Genomic DNA, 16,501 nt, shown 5'->3' with positions numbered 1-16,501 from the left:
GTTTACCCACAATGCCTGTTGATCCGCCTGTGGATAACCTGTTCGCGGCTGCCCACAGCCTATATGAATCAAGCGCTCCAGCCCCCCGTACAAAAAATAACCAGGCTAACTCACGGTTTTTCATGGGTTTTTCTCCAGCGCACGGCGCAGACTTGCCCCCAAAGTCTGTTGGCGCTTCTGTGGATAAGATGTTTGCTGTCGCGTGCAGCCCTTATAAACAAAGGCTTGCAGAGCTTTGATCATATTTTGATCAAATAAGCAGTTTTAACCGTTTGATGGTCCGCAAAGCCTCGGTTTATGACGCTTCCAGCGGGTTTTCCACAATGCCGCCGAAGTTGCCCCCAAAGTCTGTTGGTGCTTCTGTGGATAAGGTGTTCGCGCACCGCTGTGACCCACGTTATTCGTGGGTTACAAGCAATTGATCAATAAGTGATCAGGCGCACTGGAAACCCTGAAACTTGAATAAGTCACGGATTTTCTTCAGTTAATTTTTGCGCAGGAAGCAGTTGCCCACAATTGCTGTGGGTGGCTCTGTGGATAAGTTGTTGGGTAACGGCTGCAGGCCAGGGTTACACAGGGTTGTCAGGGCTTTGGCTGTTTTTGTACAGCCAGAGCCCCGACAGTCGCGGCCTCACTCGTGGGCGGCTATGCCTTTGAGGTAAGGCGCGGGCGCCGCACCCAGGTTGCTCAGCATGCGTTCGCTGTACCAGTCCACAAAGTTCACCACGCCGAACTCATAGGTCTTGGAGTACGGGCCAGGCTGGTAGGCGGTGGAGTTGATGCCGCGCTGGTTCTCTTCGGCCAGGCGACGGTCCTGGTCGTTGGTGGCGTCCCACACCTGGCGCATGCGCTCCACGTCATAGTCCACGCCTTCGACGGCGTCCTTGTGGACGATCCACTTGGTGGTGACCATGGTTTCCTGGGCGCTGATCGGCCACACGGTGAACACAATGATGTGATCGCCCATGCAGTGGTTCCACGAGTGCGGCAGGTGCAGGATGCGCATCGAGCCCAGGTCCGGGTTCTTGATGCGGCCCATGAGCTTGGCGCAGCCTTGTTTGCCGTCCAGGGTCATCGACACGGTGCCTTTGAGCAGCGGCATGCGCACGATGCGGTTACGCAGGCCGAAGCTGGCGTGGGCGTAAGGGATTTTTTCGGCATCCCAGGCGGCGGCGGAGGCGGCGACGTGGTCCTTGAACGCCTGGTCGGCGCGTGGGTCGGTGACGTCATCCCATTCCAGCAGGGTTTTCAGCAATTCCGGGTGCGAGGCATTGCAGTGGTAGCACTCGCGGTTGTTTTCCAGCACCAGTTTCCAGTTGGCTTTCTCGAACAAGGTGGTTTGAATGGCCACCTTGGTGTTCTCCATGTCGTACGGTTCCATGTAATGGTTCAGTGTCGACAGGAAGTCATCGATGGCCGGCGGGTTCTCGGCCAGGCTGATGAAGATGTAGCCGCCGGCGGTCTTCACGTTCACCGGTTTAAGGCCGTATTGCTTCATGTCGAAGTCGGCGCCCATCTCGGTGCCGGCGAACAACAGGCGGCCGTCCAGTTCGTAGGTCCACTGGTGGTAGTGGCAAACGAGCTTGGCGACCTTGCCCTTGTCGCTGGTGCACAGGCGCGAGCCACGGTGGCGGCACACGTTGTGAAACGCATGCACCACGCCGTCGGCGCCACGGATCACGATGATCGGGTTCTTGCCCACTTGCAGGGTCAGGTAGTTGCCCTTGGTGGGGATCTCGCAGGTCATGCCAGCGATCAGCCACTCTTTCTGGAAGATCTCCTGCATGTCGATATCAAACAGCCGCTCATCAGAGTAAAACGGCTGCGGCAGCGAAAAGGTGCGCTCGCGCTCTTGCAGCATCTGCGCGGTGGCCTTGCGTGCGGGTTCCAGCGGATCGCCCAAGCTTAAGGTTGCGGTGACGTCCATCGTGTATGTCCTCATGGCCATTCTGTGTGGCCGGCGAATAGTGGCTACGGTTGTTGCAATGCAAGGCGTAAAGAAAGCGTTGTCGTTGGCAGCGAGTGTGGGCCTGCGGTTGCCTCGAACCTTATCCATGGGCGACATGGCCCAATCTGATCCCGACGCGCAAGCCCCGGTAGTTGGGGGCTGGTCGCGATAAGTATGTGAATGTCGCAGATAGGTAAATGGGTGGTTCTCGCGTTACGCAGAATCGCCACCATAAAGCCGAACATCGGCAGTGGAGAATCAGCATGTCCAACAGCTTCCTGAATCCGGTAACCACCCAGACCTGGGCCAATGGTCGGCACATCGTCCGTTGCGTCAAAGTCATCCAGGAAACCTGGGACGTGCGCACCTTTTGCTTTATGGCCGACCAGCCGATCCTGTTCTTTTTCAAGCCGGGGCAATTCGTCACCCTGGAGCTTGAGATCGAAGGCCAGCCGATCATGCGCTCGTACACCATTTCCAGCTCGCCTTCGGTGCCTTACAGCTTCTCGGTGACCATCAAGCGCGTACCCGGCGGCAGGGTTTCCAACTGGCTGCACGACACGCTGCACGAAGGCCAGGAGCTGGCGGTACACGGCCCGGTCGGGCTGTTCAACGCCATCGACTTCCCAAGTCCGAAAGTGTTGTACCTCAGCGGCGGCGTGGGTATCACCCCGGTGATGTCCATGGCGCGTTGGTTCTACGACACCAACGCCAACGTCGACATGACGTTTGTGCACAGCGCCCGCTCGCCCAAAGACATCATCTACCATCGCGAGCTGGAGCATATGGCCTCGCGGATCGACAACTTCAGCCTGCACCTGATCTGTGAAAAGCACGGCCTGGGTGAACCCTGGGCCGGTTATCGCGGTTACCTGAACCACAAGATGCTCGAACTGATGGTGCCGGACTTCCTGGAGCGCGAAGTGTTCTGCTGCGGTCCGACGCCTTACATGAGCGCAGTCAAGCGCCTGTTGGAAGCCGCCGGTTTCGATATGGCGCGCTATCACGAGGAATCCTTCGGCGCCACGCCACCGGAAGCGCGGGCCGATGCGGTGGAGCAAGCCGAACAAGCGGCGGATGCGCCGGAAGTCGACCTGGCGGACCTGCATCAGGTGGAGTTCATTGCGTCGGGCAAGAGCATCCGCGTAGCACCGGGCGAAACCGTGCATGCGGCGGCGGCCAAGCTCGGGTTGATGATCCCCAAGGCCTGCGGCATGGGCATCTGCGGCACCTGCAAGGTGATGAAACTGGGCGGGGAAGTGGAGATGGAGCACAACGGCGGGATCACCGAGGAAGACGAGGCCGAGGGGTACATCCTGTCGTGCTGCAGCGTGCCGAAGGGCGACGTGCGTATCGAGTTCTAACAGCGAGTACCGCCCAATGTGGGAGGGGGCAAGCCCTTCCCACAGGTTGATTTGCGTTCATCCGTGAGGGTCAGGCGCCCATGACTTCGCGAATGTCCGCCGCCAGTTCCCGCACGCGTTCTTCGTCGGTGTCCCACGCACACATGAACCGCGCGCCGCCTTTACCGATGAAGGTATAGAAGCGCCAGCCCTTGGCCGTCAGCGCGGCAATCGCTGGTTCCGAGAGTTGCAGGAACACGCCGTTGGCCTGCACCGGGAACATCAGCTCCACACCGGGAATATCCGTCACCAGGCTACTGAGCAATTGCGCGCAGTGGTTGGCGTGGCGGGCGTGTTTGAGCCAGGCGTCGTTTTCCAGCAGGCCCACCCATGGGGCCGACAAAAAGCGCATTTTCGAGGCGAGCTGGCCGGCTTGTTTGCAGCGGTAATCGAAGTCTTCGGCCAGCGTGTGGTTGAAGAACAGAATCGCCTCGCCCACGGCCATGCCGTTCTTGGTGCCGCCAAAACACAGCACGTCTACCCCGGCTTTCCAGGTCAGATCGGCCGGTGAGCAGCCGAGGAACGCGCAGGCGTTGGAAAAACGCGCGCCGTCCATGTGCAGGTTCAGGCCCAGTTCTTTGCAGGTGGCGCTGATGGCGCGGATTTCTTCCGGGGTGTAGACGCTGCCGACTTCGGTGGCCTGGGTCAGCGTGACGACGCGCGGCTTGGGGTAGTGGATGTCCTGGCGCTTGAGGGCGATCTCGCGGATCGACTCCGGGGTCAGCTTGCCGTTTTCGGTGCGCGCGGTGAGCAGCTTGGAGCCGTTGGAGAAAAACTCCGGCGCGCCGCATTCGTCGGTTTCGACGTGGGCGGTTTCCGAGCAAATCACGCTATGGTAGCTCTGGCACAAGGATGACAGCGCCAGCGAGTTGGCGGCGGTGCCGTTGAAGGCGAAGAACACTTCGCAGTCGGTTTCGAACAGGTTGCGGAAACCGTCGGCGGCGCGGTGGGTCCACTCATCATCGCCATAGGCGCGTTGATGGCCGTGGTTGGCTTGTTCCATGGCGGCCCAGGCTTCCGGGCAGATGCCCGAATAGTTGTCGCTGGCGAATTGTTGGCTCTTGTCAGTCATGGCCCATTCCTGTGGTCGATATTGGTGCGCACTTTAACCAACATTGGCTGGGGTGCGCACGCGCTGTAAATGCAAAGTCAGTGGGGAATTATGCACGCTACTGCAACGATGCCTGTCGGACGTGTCCGCGACGGCGCTGGATCTGCTCAAGTGGCTGGCGCTGGTGTGCATGGTGCTGGACCACCTGCGTTATGTCGGTTTGAGCCTCGATGGCTTGTATGTGCCGGGGCGCCTGGCGTTCCCGTGGTTCTGCCTGGCGATTGCGGCTAATGTGCAGCGGGTGCGAAATACGCCCGTGGCCGCGCACTGGCGCTACCTGGGCTGGTTGCTGTTGTTCAGTGCGCTCAGCGAAGTGCCATACCGGTTGTTTATCGAGGATGCCGATACGTTGAATGTGCTGCCGACTCTGGCGCTGGGTTTGCTGGTTGCCAGAGGATGGCAGCAGAAAGCGCCTGTTGGTCGGGGGTTGGCGCTGATTGCGCTGTTGCTTGCGGGTGTGTTCAGCGCGCAGTTGATGTTCGGTTTATTTGGTGTATTGCTGCCGTTGGCCATGCTGCTGGTGTTCACCCGCCCTTGGTATTTCTGCCTGCTACCGGGCCTGGTGTGCGTGGCCGCCAACCAATGGCAAACCCTGCTCAATAGCGGCACGCCGGTGGCGCTGTTGGGGTTGGTCGCATGCCTGATCGCGCCATGGGTGGGTTTGGTCTTATTGCGACACGCCAAACATGTCGCGCCACCGCCCATGCGCCGCTGGGCGTATGCCGCTTATCCACTGCATTTCCTCCTGCTGCTGCTCGCCCGCCAGATCATCGCCTGACCCCCTCCCACACACGGCCTGTTCCACATTTGTTCTGCGTCGCAGAGGGAATGTCGTAAACGCACCTTTGCGTGGCGTCCGTAGGCATTTGACCTGCCTGCGCCAGCCCTACCATCGCATCAAAGGGCCCTGCACGGGCCTCAACAATACGAAAGGCTGGGAGAGACGCGATGTTCAGCAAGAAAGACCAGATCCAGGGTTATGACGATGCACTGCTGGCGGCGATGAACGCCGAGGAGCAGCGTCAGGAAGATCATATCGAGCTGATCGCGTCAGAGAACTACACCAGCAAGCGTGTGATGGAAGCGCAAGGCAGCGGCCTCACCAACAAATACGCCGAAGGCTACCCGGGCAAGCGCTACTACGGCGGCTGTGAGCACGTGGACAAGGTCGAGGCCCTGGCCATCGAACGCGCCAAGCAGCTGTTCGGCGCCGATTACGCCAACGTGCAGCCGCACTCCGGTTCGTCCGCCAACAGCGCCGTGTACCTGGCGCTGATCAATGCCGGCGACACCATCCTGGGCATGAGCCTGGCCCACGGCGGTCACCTGACCCACGGCGCCAAAGTGTCGTCCTCGGGCAAGCTGTACAACGCGGTGCAATACGGCATCAACACCGATACCGGCCTGATCGACTACGACGAAGTCGAGCGCCTGGCCGTCGAGTGCCAGCCGAAAATGATCGTGGCCGGTTTCTCCGCCTACTCCAAGACCCTGGACTTCCCACGCTTTCGCGCCATCGCCGACAAAGTAGGCGCGTTGCTGTTCGTGGACATGGCCCACGTCGCCGGCCTGGTCGCCGCCGGCCTGTACCCGAACCCGCTGCCGTACGCCGACGTGGTCACCACCACCACCCACAAGACCCTGCGCGGTCCACGGGGCGGCCTGATTTTGGCCAAGGCCAACGAAGCGATTGAAAAGAAACTCAACGCCGCCGTATTCCCCGGCGCCCAGGGCGGCCCGCTGATGCACGTCATCGCCGGCAAGGCCGTGTGCTTCAAGGAAGCGCTGGAGCCAGGCTTCAAGGCCTACCAGCAACAAGTGATCGACAATGCCCAGGCCATGGCGAGCGTGTTTATCAAACGCGGCTACGATGTAGTGTCCGGCGGCACCGATAACCACCTGTTCCTGGTCAGCCTGATCCGTCAGGGCTTGACCGGCAAAGAGGCGGACGCCGCCCTCGGTCGCGCTCACATCACCGTCAACAAGAACGCGGTGCCGAATGACCCGCAGTCGCCGTTCGTGACCTCGGGCCTGCGTATCGGTACCCCGGCGGTGACCACGCGTGGTTTCAAAGTGCCGCAGTGCATCGAACTGGCCGGCTGGATCTGCGACATCCTCGACAACCTCGGCGACGCCGATGTCGAGGCCAACGTGGCCAAGCACGTGTCTGCCCTGTGCGCTGATTTCCCGGTTTATCGCTGAGCGCGGTTTTGGAGTAATGACTATGCAACGCTACTCGGGCTTCGGCCTCTTCAAGCACTCCCTCAGCCATCACGAAAACTGGCAGAAGATGTGGCGCACGCCGACCCCGAAAAAGGTCTACGACGTGGTCATCGTCGGCGGTGGCGGGCATGGTCTGGCGACCGCGTACTACCTGGCCAAAGAGCACGGCATCACCAACGTGGCCGTGGTCGAAAAAGGCTGGTTGGGCGGCGGCAACACCGCGCGCAACACCACCATCGTGCGCTCCAACTACCTGTGGGATGAGTCGGCGCACCTGTACGAACACGCGATGAAACTGTGGGAAGGCCTGTCCCAGGACCTCAACTACAACGTGATGTTCTCCCAGCGTGGCGTGTACAACCTGTGCCACACCTTGCAGGACATCCGCGATTCCGAACGCCGGGTGAGCGCCAACCGCCTCAACGGCGTGGACGGCGAACTGCTCAACGCCAAGCAAGTGGCCGACGAGATCCCGTACCTGGACTGCTCCAAGAACACCCGCTACCCGGTGCTCGGCGCCACCGTGCAACGGCGCGGCGGCGTGGCCCGTCACGATGCCGTGGCCTGGGGCTTTGCCCGCGCCGCTGACGCGCTCGGCGTGGACTTGATCCAGCAGACCGAAGTGATCGGGTTCCGTAAGGAAAACGGCGTGTGCATCGGTGTGGAAACCAACAAGGGTTTTATCGGCGCCAAGCGCGTCGGCGTGGTGACCGCCGGTAACTCCGGGCACATGGCCTCGCTGGCGGGCTTTCGCCTGCCGATCGAATCCCACCCGCTGCAAGCGTTGGTGTCGGAGCCGATCAAGCCGATCATCGACAGCGTGATCATGTCCAACGCCGTGCACGGTTACATCAGCCAGTCCGACAAGGGCGACCTGGTGATCGGCGCCGGTATCGACGGCTACAACGGCTACGGCCAGCGTGGTTCGTACCCGGTGATCGAGCACACCATCCAGGCTATCGTCGAGATGTTCCCGGTGCTGTCGCGGGTGCGCATGAACCGCCAGTGGGGCGGCATCGTCGACACCACGCCGGACGCCTGCCCGATCATCTCCAAGACCCCGGTGCCGAACATGTTCTTCAACTGCGGTTGGGGCACCGGTGGCTTCAAGGCCACCCCAGGCTCAGGCAACGTGTTTGCCGCCAGCCTGGCCAAGGGTGAAATGCACCCATTGGCCGCACCTTTTTCCATCGACCGTTTCCACAACGGTGCGCTGATCGACGAACACGGCGCTGCGGCCGTCGCCCACTAACAGGAGAAATCCCCTATGTTGCATATCTTCTGTCCTCACTGTGGCGAACTGCGCTCCGAAGAGGAATTCCACGCCGCCGGCCAAGCGCACATCCCGCGCCCGCTGGACCCGAATGCCTGCACCGACGAGCAGTGGGGCGACTACATGTTCTTTCGCGATAACCCGCGTGGCCTGCACCACGAGCTGTGGATTCACGCCGCCGGCTGCCGTCAGTATTTCAACGCCACCCGCGACACCCTGACCTACGAAATTCTTGAAACCTACAAGATCGGTGAGAAGCCTCAGTTCACCGCCAAGGCCTCTGGAGAGAAGGTATGAGCCAGATCAATCGCCTGTCCAACGGTGGCCGGATCGACCGTAATAAAGTCCTGACCTTCAGCTTCAACGGCCAGAGCTACAAAGGCTTTGAAGGCGACACCCTGGCCGCAGCCCTGCTGGCCAACGGCGTCGACATCATCGGCCGCAGCTTCAAGTACTCGCGCCCACGCGGTATCTTCGCCGCCGGCGCCGAGGAGCCGAACGCGGTGCTGCAGATCGGCGCCACCGAAGCCACGCAAATCCCTAACGTGCGCGCCACGCAACAGGCGCTGTACCAGGGCCTCGTCGCCACCAGCACCAACGGCTGGCCGAGCGTCAACAACGACATGATGGGGATTCTCGGCAAGGTCGGCGGCAAGCTGATGCCGCCGGGTTTCTACTACAAAACCTTTATGTACCCGCAATCGTTCTGGATGACTTACGAGAAGTACATCCGCAAGGCGGCGGGCCTGGGCCGTTCGCCCACCGAGAACGACCCGGACACCTACGATAACTTCAACCGTCACTGCGACGTGCTGGTCGTGGGCGCAGGCCCTGCGGGTTTGGCGGCTGCACTGGCGGCTGCACGCAGCGGTGCCCGTGTGATCATCGCCGATGAGCAGGAAGAGTTCGGCGGTTCCTTGCTCGATTCTCGCGAAAGCCTCGATGGCAAACCGGCCACCGAGTGGGTAGCCAGCGTTATCGCTGAACTCAAAGCCCTGCCGGACGTGGTGCTGTTGCCCCGCGCCACCGTCAACGGCTACCACGACCATAACTTCCTGACCATTCACGAGCGCCTCACCGACCACCTCGGTGATCGCGCGCCGATCGGCGTAGTGCGTCAGCGTATCCACCGTGTACGTGCCAAGCGTGTGGTGCTGGCCACCGGTGCGTGCGAGCGTCCGCTGGTGTACGGCAACAACGACGTGCCGGGCAACATGCTGGCCGGCGCGGTTTCCACCTACGTGCGTCGCTATGGCGTGGCGCCGGGTAAAAAACTGGTGCTGTCGACCAACAACGACCACGCCTACCGCGTTGCGCTGGACTGGCTGGATGCCGGCCTGCAGGTGGTGGCGGTGGCGGATGTGCGCCACAACCCACGCGGCGCGCTGGTGGAAGAAGCCCGCGCCAAAGGCATTCGGATCCTCACCGGCAGCGCTGTGGTCGAGGCTCGTGGCACCAAGCGTGTGAGCGCTGCGCGTGTCGCCGCGATTGACGTCAAGGCACACAAAGTCACCAGCCCCGGCGAGTGGCTGGACTGCGACCTGGTCGCCAGCTCCGGCGGCTACAGCCCGGTGGTCCACTTGGCTTCGCACTTGGGTGGCAAGCCGACCTGGCGTGAAGACATCCTCGGCTTTGTACCCGGTGAAGCCCCGCAAAAACGCGTGTGCGTGGGCGGCATCAATGGCGTCTACGGCCTCGGCGATTCCCTGGCCGACGGTTTTGAAGGCGGCGTGCGCGCCGCCAGCGAAGCCGGTTTTGCCCCGGTCGAAGGGACCCTGCCAAAGGCCCTGAGCCGGCTGGAAGAGCCGACCCTGGCGATTTACCAGGTGCCGCACGACAAGCCGACCGCACGTGCGCCCAAGCAATTCGTCGACCTGCAAAACGACGTCACCGCGGCCGCCATCGAACTGGCGACCCGCGAAGGTTTCGAGTCGGTCGAGCACGTCAAACGCTACACCGCGTTGGGCTTCGGCACCGACCAGGGCAAGTTGGGTAACGTCAACGGCCTGGCGATTGCTGCACGTTCGCTGAACGTGACCATCCCGCAGATGGGCACCACCATGTTCCGTCCCAACTACACGCCGGTAACCTTCGGCGCGGTGGCGGGCCGTCACTGTGGGCACATCTTCGAACCGGTGCGCTACACCGCGCTGCAAGCCTGGCACGTGAAGAACGGCGCCGAGTTTGAAGACGTCGGCCAGTGGAAACGCCCGTGGTACTTCCCACGTAACGGTGAAGACCTGCACGCCGCCGTGAAACGCGAATGCCTGGCGGTGCGCGACAGCGTCGGCCTGCTGGACGCGTCCACCCTCGGCAAGATCGACATTCAAGGCCCGGATGCCCGCGAGTTCCTCAACCGCATCTACACCAACGCCTGGACCAAGCTCGATGTGGGCAAGGCGCGCTACGGCCTGATGTGCAAGGAAGACGGCATGGTCTTCGACGACGGTGTGACCGCCTGCCTGGCCGATAACCACTTCCTGATGACCACCACCACCGGCGGCGCGGCGCGCGTTCTGCAGTGGCTGGAAATCTACCAACAGACCGAATGGCCGGACCTGAAGGTGTACTTCACCTCGGTCACCGATCACTGGGCCACCATGACGTTGTCCGGCCCCAACAGCCGCAAGCTGCTCAGTGAAGTGACTGATATCGACCTGGACAAGGACGGCTTCCCGTTCATGACCTGGAAGGAAGGCCTGGTGGGCGGTGTACCGGCACGGGTGTTCCGTATCTCGTTTACCGGTGAGCTGTCGTATGAAGTGAACGTGCAGGCCGACTACGCCATGGGCGTGCTGGAAAAAATCGTCGAGGCCGGCAAGAAATACAACCTGACCCCGTACGGCACCGAAACCATGCACGTGCTGCGGGCCGAGAAGGGCTTCATCATCGTCGGCCAGGACACCGACGGCTCGATGACCCCGGACGACCTGAACATGGGCTGGTGCGTAGGCCGTACCAAGCCGTTCTCGTGGATCGGCTGGCGCGGGATGAACCGTGAAGACTGCGTGCGCGAAGAGCGTAAGCAGTTGGTGGGGCTCAAGCCGATCGACCCGAACGTGTGGCTGCCGGAAGGCGCGCAGTTGGTGTTCGATCCGAAGCAGACGATCCCGATGAAGATGGTGGGTCACGTTACCTCAAGCTATGCGCATAACTCCCTGGGCTACTCGTTTGCCATGGGTGTGGTCAAGGGCGGCTTGAAGCGCATCGGTGAGCGGGTGTTCTCGCCCCAGGCGGATGGCAGCGTGATCGAGGCGGAGATTGTGTCTTCGGTGTTCTTTGACCCGAAAGGCGATCGCCAGAACATCTGATAGACCGAGTTGCCTGCATCGGGGGCTTGCTCCCGATGAGGCCATCAGCCTCAAAACAGAATTCAAAACAGGTGCTTTATGACAGCAGCCAATGTTTACCAACAACGCCCCACCTCCGGCGCCAAGGCCGAGTCGTCGCTGCACCATGCCGACCTCGCCAGCCTGGTCGGCAAGGGCCGCAAGAACGCCGGCGTAACGGTGCGTGAAAAGAAACTCCTGGGTCACCTGACCCTTCGTGGCGATGGCCATGACGCCGCGTTCGCCGCTGGCGTACACAAGGCCCTGGGCATCGAACTGCCCGGCGCACTGAGCGTCATCGTCAAAGGCGACACCAGCCTGCAATGGCTTGGCCCTGACGAGTGGCTGTTGATCGTGCCGAGCGGTGAAGAGTTCGCCGCCGAGCAAAACCTGCGTGCCGCCCTGGGTGACTTGCATATCCAGATCGTCAACGTCAGTGGCGGCCAGCAGATCCTTGAACTCAGCGGCCCGAACGTGCGCGATGTGCTGATGAAGTCCACCAGCTACGACGTGCACCCCAACAACTTCCCGGTGGGCAAGGCGGTGGGCACGGTGTTCGCCAAGTCGCAACTGGTGATCCGTCACACCGCTGAAGACACCTGGGAACTGCTGATTCGTCGCAGCTTCTCAGACTACTGGTGGTTGTGGCTGCAAGACGCCTCGGCCGAATTTGGCCTGAGCGTTCAAGCCTGAGGAATCGCCGATGAGCCGCGCACCCGATACATGGATTTTGACCGCCGACTGCCCCAGCGTGCTCGGTACGGTGGACGCGGTTACCCGCTACCTGTTCGAGCAGGGTTGCTATGTGACCGAACACCACTCGTTCGATGACCGCCTCTCTGGCCGGTTTTTCATTCGGGTGGAATTCCGTCAGCCCGATGGCTTTGACGAACAGGCTTTCCGCGATGGCCTGGCCGCGCGCGGCGAAGCCTTTGGCATGATCTTCGAGCTGACGGCGCCGAACTACCGGCCAAAAGTGGTGATCATGGTCTCCAAGGCCGATCACTGCCTGAATGACCTGCTGTACCGTCAGCGCATCGGCCAGCTGTCGATGGACGTGGTCGCGGTGGTGTCCAACCACCCCGATCTCAAACCTTTGGCCGACTGGCACCAGATTCCCTACTACCATTTCCCCCTCGACCCTAACGACAAACCGTCCCAGGAGCGTCAAGTGTGGCAAGTGGTGGAAGACACCGGCGCGGAACTGGTGATCCTTGCGCGTTACATGCAAGTGCTGTCGCCAGAGCTATGCCGAAAGCTCGATGGCAAGGCCATCAACATCCACCACTCGTTGCTACCGGGGTTCAAGGGCGCCAAGCCGTACCACCAGGCATACAACAAGGGCGTGAAACTGGTGGGCGCCACCGCGCATTACATCAACAACGATCTGGACGAAGGCCCGATCATCGCCCAGGGCGTGGAGGTGGTGGACCACAGCCACTATCCCGAGGATCTGATTGCCAAGGGGCGGGACATCGAAGGGCTGACATTGGCGCGGGCGGTGGGGTATCACATTGAGCGGCGGGTGTTTTTGAACGCCAACCGCACGGTGGTGCTCTGACTGACGCCATCGGGAGCAAGCCCCCGATGAGGCCCTTACAAACAACACAAGCAACAGCATCTGTACCCGAGCACTTAACGCGCTGCCCCAAGGGCAACGCAGTTCCATAAAAACAACAGCGAGGTGAAAGCATGTCTGGTAATCGTGGTGTCGTGTATCTCGGCAACGGCAAGGTCGAAGTACAGAAAATCGACTATCCCAAAATGCAGGACCCCCGTGGCAGGAAGATTGAGCACGGCGTCATCCTGCGCGTGGTCTCCACCAACATCTGCGGCTCCGACCAACACATGGTGCGCGGCCGCACCACCGCCCAGACCGGCCTGGTGCTCGGTCACGAGATCACCGGTGAAGTGATCGAGAAGGGGAGCGACGTCGAAAACCTGAAAATCGGCGACCTGGTTTCGGTACCCTTCAACGTGGCGTGCGGCCGCTGCCGTTCGTGCAAAGAGCAACACACCGGCGTGTGCCTCACCGTTAACCCGGCACGTGCCGGCGGTGCCTACGGCTACGTCGACATGGGTGACTGGACCGGCGGCCAGGCCGAATACGTGCTGGTGCCGTACGCCGACTTCAACCTGCTGAAACTGCCGGATCGCGACAAGGCCATGGAGAAAATCCGTGACCTGACCTGCCTCTCCGACATTCTCCCCACCGGCTACCACGGCGCCGTCACTGCCGGCGTTGGCCCAGGCAGCACCGTGTACATCGCCGGTGCCGGCCCGGTCGGCCTGGCCGCTGCCGCTTCCGCCCGCCTGCTCGGCGCGGCGGTGGTGATCGTGGGTGACGTCAACTCCATCCGCCTGGCCCACGCCAAGGCCCAGGGCTTTGAAGTGGTCGACCTGTCCACCGATACCCCGCTGCACGAACAGATCGCCGCACTGCTCGGCGAGCCGGAAGTGGACTGCGCCGTCGACTGCGTAGGTTTTGAAGCGCGCGGCCACGGCCACGATGGCGTCAAGGCCGAAGCCCCGGCCACCGTGCTCAACTCATTGATGGGCGTGGTACGCGTGGCCGGCAAGATCGGTATCCCTGGCCTGTACGTCACCGAAGACCCAGGCGCTGTCGACGCTGCCGCCAAAATGGGCAGCCTGAGCATCCGCTTCGGCCTGGGCTGGGCCAAATCCCACAGCTTCCACACCGGGCAGACGCCAGTGATGAAGTACAACCGCCAACTGATGCAGGCGATCATGTGGGACCGCATCAACATTGCCGAAATCGTCGGCGTGCAGGTGATCAGCCTGGATGACGCGCCACGGGGCTATGGCGAGTTCGATGCGGGCGTGCCGAAGAAGTTTGTGATTGATCCGCATAGGTTGTTCAGTGCGGCGTAACGCGGCGGAAAAATGAAAAGGGCGGCCTACGGGTCGCCCTTTTTTGTGTCTGCCGCTTAGCCTGCAACCGCTGAGCTATACGCCCCCTCCCACATGGATTTTGTGGTGCCTGGAGAGGCCCGGAACAATGTGTCGGATACCCAGTCCAACGCCTGCTTTCGCCCTATATCCAGAGGTTGTCCCCATGAAGATTTCACGCGGTTTCGCCCTTTCCTGCCTGCTGGCCATGGCCGCCGGCCCGGTGTTCGCCGCAGGCTTCAGCCTTGGCGATGCGGCGAACGCCATTGCCGGCATGCAGGGCGGGAACAATAAAGCCGCTGCCGCTGCGCCGTCGTCCGAGACGGCCGACCTGTTGACCGCGTTGACCTCGCAATTGAATGTCACCCCCGAGCAAGCCATCGGCGGCACGGGCGCGATGCTGGGGTTGGCCAAGAACCAACTGGGCGGTAATGACTACTCGCAACTGGCCAAGAGCGTGCCCGGGCTGGACAAGCTGTCCGGCGACAATGCACTGGGCAGCCTCGGCGCCTTGAGCGGCTTGCTCGGCCAGACCGGTGGCAGCAAGACCAGCGGCCTGGATGGCCTGCTGGGTAACGTGAAAGACACCAACGACCTGAACACCGCGTTCAGCGCCCTGGGTATGGACGGCGGCATGATCAGCCAGTTTGCACCCGTGATCCTGAGCTACCTGGGCAGCCAGGGCACCAGCAGCTCAGTGTTGGGCAAGTTGGCCCAGGCCTGGGGCACCGGCAGCTAAATACACTCCGCGCGCGACGCTTGGATGCGTGCATCCTTCTCCTGCCAGAGCTGGTTGACCCAGTTCTGGACGGTCTGGCGAAACGCCGGATCATTTTCGTAGTCCCCTTGCCACAATGCCGGGTCAAGCTCGCGGGTGCGGATATCGATGATCACCTTCGGCACCGCGCCGCTGATCAAGTCCCAGAAACCCGGAATTTTCTGCTGCGGATACACCACGGTGACGTCGAGGATCGCATCCAGCTGTTCACCCATCGCCGCCAGCACAAACGCCACGCCGCCCGCCTTGGGCTTGAGCAACCGCGTGAATGGCGAACCCTGCTGTTTGCGCTTGGCCTCGCTGAACCGTGTGCCTTCCAGGTAATTGACCACTGTGACCGGTTGGCGCTTGAACAGCTCGCAGGCCGCTTTGGTGATCTTCAGGTCCTGCCCGGCCAGCTCCGGGTATTTGGCCAGGAACGCCTTGGTGTAGCGCTTCATGAAGGGGTAGTCCAGCGCCCACCAGGCCAGGCCCAGGAAGGGTACCCAGATCAGCTCTTTTTTCAGGAAGAATTTGAAGAACGGCGTGCGTCGGTTCAGCGCCTGGATCAGTGCCGGAATATCCACCCAGGACTGGTGGTTGCTGATCACCAGGTAGCTGGTGTCGCCACGCAGGTTCTCGCCGCCGCGAATATCCCATTGGGTCGGGATGCACATCGCGAAGATCGCCTTGTCGATCTCGGCCCAGGTTTCGGCGATCCACATCACCGCCCATGACATGTAGTCGCGAGAGCGACCCGGTGCCACCAGCTTGAGCAGGGCGAACACCATCAAGGGGCCGATCAGGATCAGCGTATTGAGTAACAGCAGCAGTGTGACCAGACAGCCGGTGAGCAGGCGGCGCATAAGCAACTCTTGGAAGGGTGTGGGCGGGCCATGATAAGAGAGCCGGGCCCGCAGGCCAAATTGCAAACCGACGGACGAATATTTCACCCGGTGCCCGTTATGCTCGGGCGAGCTAACTAAGTGCTGCCTTTGCGGTCTAGAATCCGTCTACTTCTTTCCGAGGACATCCCTTCGTGAAACTGCTATTTGCCTCGCTCGTCCTGGTTGCCCTGCCCGTCATGGCCGCCGAGCCGACCCTCTACGGTCGCTACGAATACATCCAGTTGCCGGAGATCGGCGAGACCTTCAAGGCCAAGATGGACACCGGCGCGCTGACCGCCTCGCTGTCGGCCCGTGACATCGAAACCTTCACCCGTGATGGCGATGACTGGGTGCGCTTCCGTCTCGGTGGCAAGGACGCGTCCAACAAGGTCTACGAACACAAGGTGTCGCGCATCAGCAAGATCAAGAGCCGCGCCGACGAAGACGACGACAAGGACGAGGCCAGCGTGACCAAGCGCCCGGTGGTCGACCTGGAAATGTGCCTGGGCAACGTCAAGCGCACCGTCGAGGTCAACCTCACCGACCGCAGCAGCTTCAACTACCCGCTGCTGATCGGCGCCAAGGCCCTGCGTGAATTCGGCGCTGCGGTAAACCCGGCTCGTCGGTACACTGCCGACAAACCGGACTGCTGACGGACCA

The 16,501-nt window shown here is 61.6% G+C and carries 13 protein-coding genes and 1 pseudogene; 11 read left to right on the top strand and 3 right to left on the bottom strand.

The features are described from left to right. Positions 1-631: 631 nt before the first annotated feature. Entirely contained in the window at positions 632-1,927 is a 1,296-nt protein-coding gene (gene gbcA, locus AB4O25_RS16275; RefSeq protein WP_017530742.1) for a glycine-betaine demethylase subunit GbcA, read from the bottom strand. A gap of 284 nt (positions 1,928-2,211) precedes the next feature. Between gbcA and gbcB the strand changes: the two genes are divergently transcribed. Then, positions 2,212-3,312, top strand: coding sequence for a glycine-betaine demethylase subunit GbcB (gene gbcB / locus AB4O25_RS16270; protein ID WP_017530743.1), 1,101 nt, complete (start codon positions 2,212-2,214; stop codon positions 3,310-3,312). 70 nt (positions 3,313-3,382) lie between these two features. Here the strand turns inward: gbcB and AB4O25_RS16265 are convergent, their stop codons facing one another. Then, on the bottom strand, positions 3,383-4,423 hold the full coding sequence (locus tag AB4O25_RS16265) for a threonine aldolase family protein (RefSeq protein WP_116078216.1): 1,041 nt from the start codon (positions 4,421-4,423) through the stop codon (positions 3,383-3,385). A gap of 90 nt (positions 4,424-4,513) precedes the next feature. Between AB4O25_RS16265 and AB4O25_RS16260 the strand changes: the two are divergent. From AB4O25_RS16260 to AB4O25_RS16220, 9 genes and pseudogenes are all read left to right on the top strand, one after another. Next, positions 4,514-5,240 (top strand): annotated as a pseudogene (locus AB4O25_RS16260) (TraX family protein). A 170-nt stretch (positions 5,241-5,410) separates the two neighbouring features. Beyond that, positions 5,411-6,664: a serine hydroxymethyltransferase gene (glyA, locus tag AB4O25_RS16255; protein ID WP_065879357.1), complete on the top strand. Its 1,254-nt coding sequence runs from the start codon at positions 5,411-5,413 to the stop codon at positions 6,662-6,664. Between the two features lie 22 nt (positions 6,665-6,686). Beyond that, positions 6,687-7,937: a sarcosine oxidase subunit beta gene (locus AB4O25_RS16250; RefSeq protein ID WP_010207084.1), complete on the top strand. Its 1,251-nt coding sequence runs from the start codon at positions 6,687-6,689 to the stop codon at positions 7,935-7,937. Between the two features lie 15 nt (positions 7,938-7,952). Beyond that, positions 7,953-8,255 carry a sarcosine oxidase subunit delta gene (locus AB4O25_RS16245; RefSeq protein ID WP_017530747.1) on the top strand — a complete coding sequence of 101 codons (303 nt, stop codon included), beginning with the start codon at positions 7,953-7,955 and terminating at the stop codon, positions 8,253-8,255. Then, complete coding sequence (locus AB4O25_RS16240) at positions 8,252-11,269, top strand: sarcosine oxidase subunit alpha (protein WP_017530748.1); 3,018 nt, start codon at positions 8,252-8,254, stop codon at positions 11,267-11,269. Before AB4O25_RS16245 ends, AB4O25_RS16240 begins: the two co-directional genes overlap by 4 nt. A 78-nt stretch (positions 11,270-11,347) precedes the next feature. After that, positions 11,348-11,980: a sarcosine oxidase subunit gamma gene (locus AB4O25_RS16235; protein WP_017530749.1), complete on the top strand. Its 633-nt coding sequence runs from the start codon at positions 11,348-11,350 to the stop codon at positions 11,978-11,980. A 10-nt stretch (positions 11,981-11,990) separates the two neighbouring features. Beyond that, positions 11,991-12,848, top strand: a complete 858-nt coding sequence (gene purU / locus AB4O25_RS16230; RefSeq protein WP_034101145.1) for a formyltetrahydrofolate deformylase — start codon at positions 11,991-11,993, stop codon at positions 12,846-12,848. 131 nt (positions 12,849-12,979) lie between these two features. After that, the gene (gene fdhA, locus AB4O25_RS16225; RefSeq protein WP_068935670.1) at positions 12,980-14,179 is read left to right on the top strand and encodes a formaldehyde dehydrogenase, glutathione-independent; all 1,200 of its coding nucleotides are present in this window, start codon (positions 12,980-12,982) and stop codon (positions 14,177-14,179) included. Positions 14,180-14,363: 184 nt separating this feature from the next. After that, the gene (locus AB4O25_RS16220; RefSeq protein ID WP_065879359.1) at positions 14,364-14,936 is read left to right on the top strand and encodes a DUF2780 domain-containing protein; all 573 of its coding nucleotides are present in this window, start codon (positions 14,364-14,366) and stop codon (positions 14,934-14,936) included. Here AB4O25_RS16220 and AB4O25_RS16215 read toward each other — a convergent pair. After that, positions 14,933-15,820, bottom strand: coding sequence for an acyltransferase (locus AB4O25_RS16215; protein ID WP_065879360.1), 888 nt, complete (start codon positions 15,818-15,820; stop codon positions 14,933-14,935). The two genes, AB4O25_RS16220 and AB4O25_RS16215, sit on opposite strands and share 4 nt — an antisense overlap. A gap of 173 nt (positions 15,821-15,993) precedes the next feature. On the opposite strand from AB4O25_RS16215, the gene rloA2 reads away from it, so the two are divergent. Beyond that, positions 15,994-16,494 (top strand): retropepsin-like aspartic peptidase RloA2, encoded by a 501-nt coding sequence (gene rloA2, locus AB4O25_RS16210; protein WP_017530753.1) that lies wholly within the window; start codon positions 15,994-15,996, stop codon positions 16,492-16,494. Positions 16,495-16,501 lie beyond the last annotated feature (7 nt).

The sequence above is a fragment of the Pseudomonas sp. S3_A03 genome, from assembly GCF_054668275.1.
This window is presented reverse-complemented; position numbering and strand designations above follow the sequence as displayed.

Coding starts and splice junctions, on each gene's coding strand:
- AB4O25_RS16240 (WP_017530748.1), top strand. CDS start 8,252: ATGAGCCAGATCAATCGCCTGTCCAACGGTGGCCGGATCGACCGTAAT.
- AB4O25_RS16250 (WP_010207084.1), top strand. CDS start 6,687: ATGCAACGCTACTCGGGCTTCGGCCTCTTCAAGCACTCCCTCAGCCAT.
- AB4O25_RS16265 (WP_116078216.1), bottom strand. CDS start 4,423: ATGACTGACAAGAGCCAACAATTCGCCAGCGACAACTATTCGGGCATC.
- purU (WP_034101145.1), top strand. CDS start 11,991: ATGAGCCGCGCACCCGATACATGGATTTTGACCGCCGACTGCCCCAGC.
- glyA (WP_065879357.1), top strand. CDS start 5,411: ATGTTCAGCAAGAAAGACCAGATCCAGGGTTATGACGATGCACTGCTG.
- fdhA (WP_068935670.1), top strand. CDS start 12,980: ATGTCTGGTAATCGTGGTGTCGTGTATCTCGGCAACGGCAAGGTCGAA.
- gbcB (WP_017530743.1), top strand. CDS start 2,212: ATGTCCAACAGCTTCCTGAATCCGGTAACCACCCAGACCTGGGCCAAT.
- AB4O25_RS16215 (WP_065879360.1), bottom strand. CDS start 15,820: ATGCGCCGCCTGCTCACCGGCTGTCTGGTCACACTGCTGCTGTTACTC.
- AB4O25_RS16245 (WP_017530747.1), top strand. CDS start 7,953: ATGTTGCATATCTTCTGTCCTCACTGTGGCGAACTGCGCTCCGAAGAG.
- AB4O25_RS16220 (WP_065879359.1), top strand. CDS start 14,364: ATGAAGATTTCACGCGGTTTCGCCCTTTCCTGCCTGCTGGCCATGGCC.
- gbcA (WP_017530742.1), bottom strand. CDS start 1,927: ATGGACGTCACCGCAACCTTAAGCTTGGGCGATCCGCTGGAACCCGCA.
- AB4O25_RS16235 (WP_017530749.1), top strand. CDS start 11,348: ATGACAGCAGCCAATGTTTACCAACAACGCCCCACCTCCGGCGCCAAG.